This is a genomic window from Shigella sp. FJ200513, assembly GCF_040495915.1.
Lineage (GTDB): Bacteria > Pseudomonadota > Gammaproteobacteria > Enterobacterales > Enterobacteriaceae > ECMA0423.
This window is the reverse complement of the sequence record NZ_JBDYCV010000107.1, coordinates 1-11,872: the sequence shown is the minus strand read 5'-3', so window position 1 is coordinate 11,872 and position 11,872 is coordinate 1. Positions and strand designations below refer to the sequence as shown.

Sequence of the window (11,872 nt, the reverse complement as noted above, 5' to 3'; positions counted from 1 at the left end):
ATCGAACCAAGGACACGGGGATTTTCAATCCCCTGCTCTACCGACTGAGCTATCCGGGCAACGGGGCGCATTAAACCGTAATCTGCACATCTCGTCAACCTAATTTCAGTAAAAGCGATTCAACTGCTTAAGATTGCGGCAAATCGCTTCTTTTCTGTGTTTCTGTCAGGTCAATGCACCACCCTGGCGGCAGCGGGCGAAGCGCAGGATATCTTCCGCCAGCCGATGTGCAGTGTCGACATCCGCCTGGCTACGATTCACCAGCATTCGGCTTAAACAGCCTTCCAGCACCAGTTCCATCTGCTTTGCTACCATCGCCGGATCGTCAACTTCCAGCGTGGTTAACAGTTCGTGGGTGAAATCGTAGGCAGCGCTTTTTTGCTGATCGGCCAGTTGATGAATAGGGTGGCCAGGATCGGGATAAAACGTACAGGCAGCGATAAATAGACAGCCCGGATAGCGGTTGTTTTTAACGCACTCCGATAACGCCTGATAACGTGCCAGCAGCTTTTGTTCGGCGGTTTGCGTTTCGTCCAGCATCAGCTGACGACGCCAGACATCTATCTGTTGGCTAAGATAACGCAGCGCATCGTAGAGGATTGCCTCTTTGTCTGGCCAGAAGCGGCGTAGCTCGTCCAGTGGATAATCCACACGTTCAGCAACCATCTCCAGCGTGGTGTTGGCAATCCCTTGTAATTCTAATAATTTCAGGGCTTCTCCCAGTACATCTTCACGTTGCACGCTATTTTCCTCCGTCTTTCCCACTGCAAGTGTCGTTCACGGTTGGCGATCGCGCAAATGTGCGCTGAAGGTTTCAGCATCCATAAAGCCCGTGACGCGTGCTTGTGGATGCTCCTGGCCTTGTCCGTCAAAAAAGAGAATTGTCGGTAGGCCAAGGACATTAAGATGCTTTAACAGCGCCACATCTTGTGCGTCGTTGGCCGTGACGTTGGCCTGAAGTAAGACCGTGTCTGCTAACGCTTTTTGCACCTGCGGGTCGCTGAAGGTGTATTTCTCAAACTCTTTACAGGCGACGCACCAGTCGGCATAAAGATCTAACATCACCGGTTTGCCTTTGGCTTCAACGAGCGCCTGATTTAACTCATCTACCGTTTTGATTTGTGTAAAGTTGAGATGCGTTTGAGTTTGCGCGGTATGCGTCGCACCAAATGCCCAATCCTGAAGTGGGCGCACGCTAACCAATGCCGCTGCCAGCAGGATTATTTGCACCACGCGCATCCAGCCGCGTTTAGCCTGTAGGCTGGTGATAAAGGCCCAGCCAAAGAATGCGACACCCAGCGCCGACCACAAGCGTAATCCCCATACATCACCAATCACTCGCTCCAGCAGGAAGACCGGCAGTGCGAGGATCACAAAACCAAACGCGGTTTTGACTTGTTCCATCCACGGGCCGCTTTTCGGCAGCAAGCGGTTACCAAAGACGGTAATTAGCATCAGCGGCAGGCCCATGCCCAACGCATAGAGATAAAGCGTGCCGCCGCCCGGCCACATGTTCCCGCTTTGGGCGATATACAGCAGAATCGCGCTAAGCGGTGCGGTGGTGCATGGTGAACAGATCAGTCCGGCAATCGCCCCCATAACAAACACACCGCTAGGTGAGCCGCCCTGTTGGCGATTGCTCATCAACGTGAGACGTGTTTGCAGCGAAGAGGGGAGTTGTAGAGTAAACAAGCCAAACATTGACATCGCCAGCAAGGTAAAGACGATGGCGAGGCCAATGAGCACGTATGGGTGCTGTAGCGCCGCCTGGAACTGTAACCCTGCGGCGGCAACTACCAGACCCAGCGCCGTGTAAGTCAGTGCCATCCCCTGCACATAAATAAAGGTCAGCAACAATGCTCTGGCAGTGGAGAGCCGCTGTTTACCACCCAGCACGATGCCAGAAATCAGTGGGTACATTGGCAGCACGCATGGCGTAAAGGCGATACCAATACCGATCAACAACGCCCAGAGCGCGGAAAAGGGCAATTGCGCGGTGTGCTGCTCTTGCTGCGAAACAGACACAGGCTGTGACGCTGCGTTGTTGGCGACCACTTCGCTTAACGGAACGGTTTTGGTTTCTGGCGGATAACAGAAACCGGCATCAGCACAGCCCTGGTAGGTGACAGTTAACGTCGCTCCCGCACTCGCCTGGTTGATGGTTACGGGAAGCGTCAGCCGATCGCGGTAAATCTCGCTTTTGCCGTAAAACTCATCTTCATGCCAGACGCCTTGCGGCAGCTGCTCGTCGGCAATTTTCGCGTGTTCCGGCGTAATGCGGATCTGTTTACGGTAGAGGTAGTAACCGTCTTTGATCTGCCAGGTCAGATTAAGGTCATGTTGGTTTTGCTGAAAATCAAAAGCAAAGGCTTGATCCGCGGGGACAAATTGTGAACGTCCCGGCGCGTCGAATAATCCGGCAAAAACGGAAGTGCTGCAAAGTAGCAGAATCAGCGTAAAGATGCGTTGAGCCATGAGAGGTAATCTGTGTCTCCGTGTGTAACAGGTAAAACCAGAAGTTCCGGGGTTTGATATGGATGATGAGACTTCAGGCATTCCAGCAGTGCCTGCTGGTGAGATACGGTAGTTTTTAAAATCATCTGCACTTCGTATTCTTGCTCCAGCTTACCTTCCCAGTAATAGAGAGAGGTAGCGCCGGGGATCAAGGTCGCGCAGGCCGCCAGTTTTTCCGCCAGCACTTTGGCGGCTAAATCCTGGGCTGTCGCTTCATCCGGTGCGGTACATAGCACCACGACAGACGTGGTATTCGAACTTTTTTCATCAAGCATAAACACCTCGCAAGAACAGATGGAACCGCAAGAGAGAGGTCACTATACAACGGACGGGGGAAGGATGTTAGTCGGCGGGAAAGAAAGCGGGGCGTGAACGCCCCGCGATTGATCATTACAGCATGAAGCTACCCAGCACGAAGCCGAAGCAAACGGCCAGGGCAACACCCAGAGTACCCGGGATGAAGAACGGATGGTTGAAGACGAATTTACCGATACGGGTAGTACCCGTGTCATCCATCTGTACCGCAGCAACCAGCGTCGGGTAGGTCGGCAGAATGAACAGACCAGACACCGCAGCGAAAGAAGCAACAGCGGTCAGCGGTGAAACGTTCAGTGCCAGAGCCATCGGCATCAGTGCTTTTGCGGTTGCAGCCTGAGAGTACAGCAGAGCAGAAGCAAAGAAGAAGATGACGGCCAGCAGCCACGGATGACCCTGAATCACTTCACCAGCGGTATCTTTGATCCAGTCGATGTTGTTGGAAACGAAAGTATCGCCCAGCCACGCAACACCCAGGATACAAATACAGGCGCTCATACCTGCTTTGAAGGTGCTGGAGTTGAGGATGTTGTCGGTATCGACTTTACAGATAACGGTGGTCAGAGTTGCAACGCTGAGCATGATGATCAGGATTGCGTTGGTGGTGTTCATCAGCGGTTTTTCAACCAGACCCATGCTTGGGCTGTTGATGATTGCATAGATAACCACGCCAACTACGCCCAGCAGGAACAGCCAGACGGACGTTTTTGCACCGGATTTGATTTCAATCTGCTTTTCACCGCGCAGTTCAACCAAGCCCTCTTCCAGACGCTTGCGATAAATCGGATCGTCAGAGAGTTTGGAGTTGAACAGCATAGTGACCAGGAAGGACATCACCAGAACCGCCAGCAGGGTGGACGGGATGACCACGGAGAGCAGATGGAGGTAGCTGATGCCATGACCTTCCATCACGGAAGACATGTAAACCACTGCCGCTGAGATTGGCGATGCGGTGATCGCAATCTGCGCGGATACCACTGCAGTAGAGAGCGGACGGCAAGGTTTAACGCCTTGTTCCTTCGCAACTTCAGCGATAACTGGCAGTGTCGCCAGAGAGATGTTGCCAGTACCAGCAAAGATAGTCAGGAAATAGGTCACGATCGGTGCGAGGATCGTGATGTATTTCGGGTTACGGCGCAGCAGCTTTTCTGTCTGATGAACCAGATAGTCCAGACCGCCAGCAACCTGCATGGCAGAAATAGCGGCGATAACCGCCATGATAATGGAAATGACATCGAACGGGATGTTACCGGGTTTAACGCCAATAGCGGCAAGAACCAGCACCCCCAATCCGCCTGCAAAACCAATACCTATTCCCCCCAATCTGGCGCCCAAGAAGATCGCCAGCAAAACTATGATGAGCTCTACAACTAGCATATTAGCCTTCCTTGTTTTTTAACAAGTTGATATTAGATTGTTATTTTTAAGTTACTGCTCACAAGAAAAAAGGCACGTCATCTGACGTGCCTTTTTTATTTGTACTACCCTGTACGATTACTGTTCGCTTTCATCAGTATAGCGTTTTGCTTTGTAAGCCGGGTGCATCAGATTCTGTACGGAGAAAATATCGTCAAGTTCCGCTTCAGTCAACAGACCGCGTTCCAGAACGACTTCACGTACACTCTTACCGGTTTCGGCACAGATTTTACCCACGATGTCACCGTTGTGGTGACCGATGAACGGGTTCAGGTAAGTAACGATACCGATAGAGTTGTAAACGTAACCTTCGCACACTTCTTTGTTAGCAGTGATGCCGTTAATGCATTTTTCCAGCAGGTTGTAGCAAGCGTTGGTCAGAATGTGAACGGATTCGAACATGGCCTGGCCAATGACCGGTTCCATAACGTTCAACTGCAGCTGACCTGCTTCTGCTGCCATGGTAACAGTGGTGTCGTTACCGATGACTTTGAAGCATACCTGGTTAACCACTTCCGGAACAACCGGGTTTACTTTAGCTGGCATGATGGAAGAGCCCGCCTGCAGTTCCGGCAGGTTGATCTCGTTCAGGCCGGCACGTGGACCAGAAGAGAGCAAGCGCAGGTCGTTACAGATTTTGGACATCTTCACAGCCAGGCGTTTCAGCGCGCCGTGAACCATAACATAAGCGCCGCAGTCAGAGGTCGCTTCGATCAGGTCTTCAGCCGGTACGCATGGGAAGCCAGTGACTTCAGCCAGTTTTTTCACTGCCAGCGGAGAGTACTCTTTCGGCGTGTTCAGACCAGTACCGATTGCTGTTGCGCCAAGGTTAACTTCCAGCAGCAGTTCAGCGGTACGTTGGATGTTTTTCACTTCTTCTTTCAGCAGGATGCTGAAAGCGCGGAATTCCTGACCGAGGGTCATCGGTACTGCGTCCTGCAGCTGGGTACGACCCATTTTCAGGATGTCCTGGAATTCGACAGCTTTACGTTCAAAGCCTTCACGCAGTTGGTTAATCGCATCTACCAGCTTAATCAGGGAAGAGTAAACTGCGATACGGAAACCGGTCGGGTAGGCGTCGTTAGTGGACTGACATTTGTTAACATGGTCGTTCGGGTTCAGGTACTGATATTCACCTTTCTGGTGACCCATCAGTTCCAGACCGATATTGGCCAGCACTTCGTTGGTGTTCATGTTTACGGAAGTACCTGCGCCGCCCTGGTAGACGTCTACCGGGAACTGATCCATGCATTTTCCGTTGTTCAGGACTTCATCACATGCGGCAATGATGGCATTCGCTACACTTTTAGGAATGGTTTGCAGCTCTTTGTTTGCCATAGCTGCGGCTTTTTTAACCATTACCATACCGCGAACAAATTCAGGAATATCACTGATTTTGTTGTTGCTGATATAGAAGTTTTCAATCGCTCTCAGAGTGTGAACACCATAGTAGGCATCAGCTGGAACTTCCCTGGTACCCAACAGATCTTCTTCGATACGAATGTTGTTTGACATGTGAACCTTCTTTTTCAAGCTGCCAATGATTTGCTTTAAACACACAGAATATATGTGGTTTCGAATGTTTTTCGACCGACGATTATCCCCTGCATCGACCGAATACCCGAGATCATATGCTGCTTGAGGATTTCTACCGTAATCTGGATCACTTTAAGTGTCGGTTTTTACCCCTTAATTATTAATTTGTGAAATAGATCACCGCTTTGGGATTACTACCAAAAATAGTTGCGCAAACATCTTGAAATTTTGCTAATGACCACAATATAAGCTGAAGGCGATTCGCAACCCATTCAGGTAGCCGGGTTTAACCGGCTGCTATTACAGGAGAAACCTTTGCGCTGGTTACCTTTTATTGCCATTTTCCTTTATGTCTATATTGAGATTTCAATCTTTATTCAGGTTGCCCATGTATTGGGGGTATTGCTGACCCTCGTGCTGGTTATATTCACGTCAGTTATCGGTATGTCACTGGTACGTAACCAGGGCTTTAAGAATTTCGTGCTGATGCAGCAAAAAATGGCGGCGGGTGAAAACCCTGCGGCGGAGATGATTAAAAGTGTTTCGCTGATTATTGCCGGTTTGCTGCTTTTATTACCGGGCTTTTTCACCGACTTCCTCGGTCTTCTGCTTTTATTGCCGCCGGTGCAAAAGCATCTGACAGTGAAGTTGATGCCACATTTGCGCTTTTCTCGCATGCCAGGCGGCGGTTTTAGCGCCGGGACCGGTGGCGGTAATACTTTTGATGGTGAGTATCAGCGAAAGGATGATGACCGCGACCGCCTTGATCATAAAGACGATCGCCAGGATTAATGTCGAAACGCCGGATTATGTGGTTATGCCATTTTCCGGCGTTTTTCGTTTTGGCAGAAACAGCCATAACCCCACCAGCATGATCAGCGCATAGAGACTTTTCCAGCCGACCATTGCCAGTAACAGAACGCATAACAGCCCGCCAACCACCGCCAGTAGTCGATAACGACCTTGCAATAATTTACAGCCTGCCAGCATGCATAACAGATAAATCATAATAAAGATGCCATTGGCATAAATAATAAGAGCGTCCAGATTGATCTCTAAGGCATGAATTACCAACGTGCTCACCACGCAGCAGCCAAGCACCGCATTGAGGGCATTATTCGGGATATGGCGAGAAGAGAGGCGTGCCAGGTAGTGGTCAGGATTATGTTGCGCCTGCGACCAGACCAGGCGGGCGAAGCTCTGTATATAAATGTTAAGACTGGCAAAGCAGGCCAGATAGCCAATTACGCAGGCAATCCATAACGCTCCTACACCGAACAACTGTACTACAATTTTTGGAAGCGATGCTGCCGCCGCCATTTGTTCACCATAGGCGTCGAAGTGTAAGACGACTACCGTACAGCCCCAGTAGACTAATCCTGCCAGCAGCAGACCAATCATCAAAGCACGAGGAAAATCACGCTCTGGATTTTTAAATTCCGAGGCAAGATGGGCAAATGCTTCCAGACCGACAAAACACCAGAACATCACTGATAACGCAGCAAATAACCCGGTAAGTTCGATATTTCCTGGCGCGGGGAAGGGGATACTCGCAGGTTTGATATCGCCCGCCCACCAGATAGCGACAATCAGTGCGACGATAAGTCCGGCAATAACGGTTTGTAGATTAGCACTGGAACTGGCACCGAGAGTACCGATATACCACACCAACGCCAGCGTACCGAGTTCTGCCAACAACAGTTGCCAGCTATGCCAGCCAAACATTGCTTGGCCGAATCCGGCGGCAATTTGTAGTGCGGCAGGCAAACCCACGGGAATGACCGATAAAAACAGCCAGCCGGTGACTCGCTCAAGCCGCGAACCAAACGCCATACCGACGAAGTGCGCGACGCCGCCTGCGCTGGGATAGTGGCGACCCAGAATCGCAAACACAATCGCAATCGGGAACACTAAGATAATCAAAACGGGCCACGCCCACAGGCTGTTATTGCCTGCTACCAGTGCAGCTAACGCAGGAACGGCAAACACGCCAGTGCCTAATAATGACGTCGATAGCAGGCCAATGCCCTGGGCCAGCCCCAGTTCTTGTTTGAGTCCACTCATGGGTTGATATCCGATTGCGCCCAAATTTTGGGCAACTGCGTAGATTTTCGATGGTAGCACAATCAGATTCGCTTATGACGGCGATGAAGAAATTGCGATGAAATGTGAGGTGAATCAGGGTTTTCACCCGATTTTGTGCTGATCAGAATTTTTTTTCTTTTTCCCCCTTGAAGGGGCGAAGCCTCATCCCCATTTCTCTGGTCACCAGCCGGGAAACCACGTAAGCTCCGGCGTCACCCATAACAGATACGGACTTTCTCAAAGGAGAGTTATCAATGAATATTCGTCCATTGCATGATCGCGTGATCGTCAAGCGTAAAGAAGTTGAAACTAAATCTGCTGGCGGCATCGTTCTGACCGGCTCTGCAGCGGCTAAATCCACCCGCGGCGAAGTGCTGGCTGTCGGCAATGGCCGTATCCTTGAAAATGGCGAAGTGAAGCCGCTGGACGTGAAAGTTGGCGACATCGTTATTTTCAACGATGGCTACGGTGTGAAATCCGAGAAGATCGACAATGAAGAAGTGTTGATCATGTCCGAAAGCGACATTCTGGCAATTGTTGAAGCGTAATCCGCGCACGACACTGAACATACGAATTTAAGGAATAAAGATAATGGCAGCTAAAGACGTAAAATTCGGTAACGACGCTCGTGTGAAAATGCTGCGCGGCGTAAACGTACTGGCAGATGCAGTGAAAGTTACCCTCGGTCCAAAAGGCCGTAACGTAGTTCTGGATAAATCTTTCGGTGCACCGACCATCACCAAAGATGGTGTTTCCGTTGCTCGTGAAATCGAACTGGAAGACAAGTTCGAAAATATGGGTGCGCAGATGGTGAAAGAAGTTGCCTCCAAAGCGAACGACGCTGCAGGCGACGGTACCACCACTGCAACCGTACTGGCTCAGGCTATCATCACTGAAGGTCTGAAAGCTGTTGCTGCGGGCATGAACCCGATGGACCTGAAACGTGGTATCGACAAAGCGGTTACCGCTGCAGTTGAAGAACTGAAAGCGCTGTCCGTACCGTGCTCTGATTCTAAAGCGATTGCTCAGGTTGGTACCATCTCCGCTAACTCCGACGAAACCGTAGGTAAACTGATCGCTGAAGCGATGGACAAAGTCGGTAAAGAAGGCGTTATCACCGTTGAAGACGGTACCGGTCTGCAGGACGAACTGGACGTGGTTGAAGGTATGCAGTTCGACCGTGGCTACCTGTCTCCTTACTTCATCAACAAGCCGGAAACTGGCGCAGTAGAACTGGAAAGCCCGTTCATCCTGCTGGCTGACAAGAAAATCTCCAACATCCGCGAAATGCTGCCGGTTCTGGAAGCTGTTGCCAAAGCAGGCAAACCGCTGCTGATCATCGCTGAAGATGTTGAAGGCGAAGCGCTAGCAACTCTGGTTGTTAACACCATGCGTGGCATCGTGAAAGTTGCTGCGGTTAAAGCTCCGGGCTTCGGCGATCGTCGTAAAGCTATGCTGCAGGATATCGCAACCCTGACTGGCGGTACCGTAATCTCTGAAGAGATCGGTATGGAGCTGGAAAAAGCAACCCTGGAAGACCTGGGTCAGGCTAAACGTGTTGTGATCAACAAAGACACCACCACTATCATCGATGGCGTGGGTGAAGAAGCTGCAATCCAGGGCCGTGTTGCTCAGATCCGTCAGCAGATTGAAGAAGCAACTTCTGACTACGACCGTGAAAAACTGCAGGAGCGCGTAGCGAAACTGGCAGGCGGCGTTGCAGTTATCAAAGTAGGTGCTGCTACCGAAGTTGAAATGAAAGAGAAAAAAGCACGCGTTGAAGATGCCCTGCACGCGACCCGTGCTGCGGTAGAAGAAGGCGTGGTTGCTGGTGGTGGTGTTGCGCTGATCCGCGTAGCGTCTAAACTGGCTGACCTGCGTGGTCAGAACGAAGACCAGAACGTGGGTATCAAAGTTGCACTGCGTGCAATGGAAGCTCCGCTGCGTCAGATCGTCCTGAACTGCGGCGAAGAACCGTCTGTTGTTGCTAACACCGTTAAAGGCGGCGACGGCAACTACGGTTACAACGCAGCAACCGAAGAATACGGCAACATGATCGACATGGGTATCCTGGACCCAACCAAAGTAACCCGTTCTGCTCTGCAGTACGCAGCTTCTGTGGCTGGCCTGATGATCACCACCGAATGCATGGTTACCGACCTGCCGAAAAACGATGCAGCTGACTTAGGCGCTGCTGGCGGTATGGGCGGCATGGGTGGCATGGGCGGCATGATGTAATTGCCCTGCACTTCGCAGAAATAAACAAACCCCCGGGCAGAAATGTCTGGGGGTTTTTCTTTTGGTCATCTTTCTAGTATAAGATTCAGACACGGATGACGCGAGTGGCGTCCAGCTCATTGATTATGGGGAATAACATGCACGTAAAATACTTAGCAGGGATTGTCGGTGCCGCGCTACTGATGGCGGGTTGTAGCTCCAGCAACGAATTGAGTGCTGCCGGTCAGAGTGTACGCATTGTGGACGAGCAGCCAGGCGCAGAGTGCCAGCTGATTGGTACTGCGACAGGTAAGCAAAGCAACTGGCTTTCCGGGCAACACGGAGAAGAGGGCGGTTCTATGCGCGGCGCAGCAAACGATCTGCGCAACCAGGCGGCTGCAATGGGCGGTAACGTGATTTATGGCATCAGCAGCCCGTCGCAGGGAATGTTGTCCAGTTTTGTCCCGACGGATAGCCAGATTATCGGTCAGGTTTATAAGTGCCCGAACTGATGTGATCCAGAGGCTGGGTGACAAACGTATTATTGCCTGATGCGCTTCGCTTATCAGGCCTACAGCAGGCATTGCAACTGATTGAATGCTTGAGAATTTGTAGGCCGGATAAGGCGTTTACGCCGCATCCGGCATGACCAACGATCACGTTATCAGTCATTTCAGGCTGGATGGCTCCAGCCTCGCATTAGCAAAGATGAGATTATTTCGCCTGTGGTGCAGTTTTGCTGGTGGATTGTACACGTAAGTGATGCAGCGCGCGTAAGCATTGATCCTGGGTTAGCGGTTGGGCGTTATTCGCCGCTACGGTGCGAACATAGACCTGACATGGCACACCCGCGAGTTTTTTCAGTCGTGGGCTGAAATCAAGCATTCGGCGAGTGATCGCCTCTATTTCTTTACCCGGCGTTGCTTCACGCGTTTTCACCACTGCGCCGCTAAATTGTTCTTTGCCACTTTCATCTTTAAAGCGGTAAAGCACCGCCAGATAATGGTCGAACAAGTTATGTTTCCATTCCGGTTGGGAATAGGTGTCATATTCCAGATTGCCATTGTCCTGGCAGTCAACGTCGTATAACGGCAGGAAATCTAACAGTGAGGTAATACGTAATGCCAGTTCACGCATTTCCGCATTATTAATTGCATGAATGATTGCTCGCGCCAGCATTTCAATCTGCAACTCATTGACGACTAACTCACATTTGCTACCGTCATGTAGCGTTAATACGAAGGTAAGATTTTCGCCTTGATTATCGGTAAGTTCCAGCGTGTTAACCCGACGATTAATATCGGCATTTTTAAGCTCATCAACCAGAATTTCTGGGATGTTTTCTGCCATTTTCTTAATGACTTTATCGCGAGCTTGCTCATACTGAAGGCGTGCAGCAGCATCCAGTTTATGCTTTTGATGCAGACGACTTTCCAGCGCAATCAGCAGGTCGCGCAGTTCCATGACAGACATAAAGAACAACGATTCTTTATTGCGAGGTTCTTTAATTTTCAGCGCCAGTGCAATGAAATTATTACTCTTGCGAATAACACCGGTATTAACACCCTTGATGCTTATGGCCATGTAGGTTCTCCCTAACCATTTCTCAATTAAATAATTAATTTTAATTTATAAGCCAGATAAATGGGCTTGGTAGTAATAGTTGTTAAAATAACATAAATAGCCGTGCTCACTCTATATAAACAGAAAAGAAGGTAATGCTGCCAACTTACTGATTTAGTGTATGATGGTGATTTTAAGGTGCTTGCGTGGCTTCCATTTCCATCAG

General features: G+C 50.4%; 11 protein-coding genes. 4 read left to right on the top strand and 7 right to left on the bottom strand.

The genetic code is table 11. The features are described 5' to 3' along the window. Window positions 1-165: 165 nt before the first annotated feature. The 5 genes from ABZJ92_RS17750 to aspA form a co-directional block, all read right to left on the bottom strand. Entirely contained in the window at window positions 166-741 is a 576-nt protein-coding gene (locus ABZJ92_RS17750) for a transcriptional regulator (protein ID WP_001188520.1), read from the bottom strand. A gap of 36 nt (window positions 742-777) precedes the next feature. Then, the gene (gene dsbD / locus ABZJ92_RS17745) at window positions 778-2,475 is read right to left on the bottom strand and encodes a protein-disulfide reductase DsbD (protein ID WP_000068912.1); all 1,698 of its coding nucleotides are present in this window, start codon (window positions 2,473-2,475) and stop codon (window positions 778-780) included. Further along, a complete protein-coding gene (gene cutA / locus ABZJ92_RS17740) occupies window positions 2,451-2,789 on the bottom strand; it encodes a divalent cation tolerance protein CutA (protein WP_000883409.1) in 339 nt (112 codons plus the stop codon). Before cutA ends, dsbD begins: the two co-directional genes overlap by 25 nt. A gap of 115 nt (window positions 2,790-2,904) precedes the next feature. Next, window positions 2,905-4,206, bottom strand: a complete 1,302-nt coding sequence (gene dcuA / locus ABZJ92_RS17735) for an anaerobic C4-dicarboxylate transporter DcuA (protein ID WP_000961959.1) — start codon at window positions 4,204-4,206, stop codon at window positions 2,905-2,907. A 117-nt stretch (window positions 4,207-4,323) separates the two neighbouring features. Then, complete coding sequence (aspA, locus tag ABZJ92_RS17730; protein ID WP_000069437.1) at window positions 4,324-5,760, bottom strand: aspartate ammonia-lyase; 1,437 nt, start codon at window positions 5,758-5,760, stop codon at window positions 4,324-4,326. Window positions 5,761-6,096: 336 nt separating this feature from the next. Here aspA and ABZJ92_RS17725 point away from each other — a divergent pair, with 336 nt between their 5' ends. Then, entirely contained in the window at window positions 6,097-6,573 is a 477-nt protein-coding gene (locus tag ABZJ92_RS17725; protein ID WP_001267445.1) for an FxsA family protein, read from the top strand. 15 nt (window positions 6,574-6,588) lie between these two features. Here the strand turns inward: ABZJ92_RS17725 and yjeH are convergent, their stop codons facing one another. Then, entirely contained in the window at window positions 6,589-7,845 is a 1,257-nt protein-coding gene (gene yjeH / locus ABZJ92_RS17720) for an L-methionine/branched-chain amino acid transporter (RefSeq protein ID WP_000015826.1), read from the bottom strand. Window positions 7,846-8,120: 275 nt separating this feature from the next. Here yjeH and ABZJ92_RS17715 point away from each other — a divergent pair, with 275 nt between their 5' ends. From ABZJ92_RS17715 to ABZJ92_RS17705, 3 genes are all read left to right on the top strand, one after another. Continuing rightward, window positions 8,121-8,414, top strand: coding sequence for a co-chaperone GroES (locus tag ABZJ92_RS17715; protein ID WP_001026276.1), 294 nt, complete (start codon window positions 8,121-8,123; stop codon window positions 8,412-8,414). A gap of 43 nt (window positions 8,415-8,457) precedes the next feature. Beyond that, window positions 8,458-10,104 (top strand): chaperonin GroEL, encoded by a 1,647-nt coding sequence (groL, locus tag ABZJ92_RS17710; protein ID WP_000729117.1) that lies wholly within the window; start codon window positions 8,458-8,460, stop codon window positions 10,102-10,104. Between the two features lie 137 nt (window positions 10,105-10,241). After that, a complete protein-coding gene (locus ABZJ92_RS17705; RefSeq protein WP_000558209.1) occupies window positions 10,242-10,595 on the top strand; it encodes a DUF4156 domain-containing protein in 354 nt (117 codons plus the stop codon). Window positions 10,596-10,797: 202 nt separating this feature from the next. Here ABZJ92_RS17705 and ABZJ92_RS17700 read toward each other — a convergent pair whose 3' ends face one another. Next, window positions 10,798-11,667: a YjeJ family protein gene (locus ABZJ92_RS17700; protein WP_001008046.1), complete on the bottom strand. Its 870-nt coding sequence runs from the start codon at window positions 11,665-11,667 to the stop codon at window positions 10,798-10,800. Between the last annotated feature and the right edge of the window lie 205 nt (window positions 11,668-11,872).